The sequence below is a fragment of the Clostridium tarantellae genome, assembly GCF_009295725.1.
Lineage (GTDB): Bacteria > Bacillota > Clostridia > Clostridiales > Clostridiaceae > Sarcina > Sarcina tarantellae.
In genome coordinates, this window is sequence record NZ_WHJC01000618.1 from 1 (window position 1) to 585 (window position 585).

General features: G+C 21.7%; 2 protein-coding genes. Both read right to left on the reverse strand.

Annotated features, from left to right (window positions below):
* Nucleotides 1-217, reverse strand: a 217-nt coding sequence (locus GBZ86_RS16650) for a type II secretion system protein (RefSeq protein ID WP_207707490.1), incomplete at its 3' end; no start/stop codon positions are given.
* On the reverse strand, nt 210-585 hold a 376-nt coding region (locus GBZ86_RS16655; RefSeq protein WP_152892509.1), incomplete at its 5' end, for a type II secretion system F family protein. The genes GBZ86_RS16650 and GBZ86_RS16655, both read right to left, overlap by 8 nt.

Sequence of the window (585 nt, forward strand, 5' to 3'; positions counted from 1 at the left end):
ATATATATATTTCAGCATCCATATTTTCTTCTTTGCATAAAAATTTAGATTCAATTAAAAAATTATGAATGCTATCTTTTATCTCTATAATATTTAATTTTTCTTTAAAGGTTTGAATAAAATTCATTGATATTGATATTGATAAAAATATTAAAGAACATATACTTAAATACATTATCATTTCTATTAAAGTAAAAGCTTTTTTCTTTTTACGCATAATTCATATAACCATACATAGGTACAAATATCATTAAAGCCATTAAAAATACCATAATTCCTAAAATCAACATTGTTATTGGTTGAATTTTACCTTTAATAGAATTAATTTCATTCAAAAATTCTTCATCTAACATATGGGATAATGTTTTAATATTATTTTCTAAACGACCTGATTCTTCTCCACTGAAAATAAACATATTAGTAAGAGATGACATTATGTCAATATTAGATATGACTTCACTAAGAGATTGCCCTTGCCAAAGAGATCTTTTTATATATATAAAATATTTTTTTGTAATAGGACATGTTATTGTATTTACTAATAAGTCTAATGCTTTTCTAACTGATATTCCACTACTTATTATT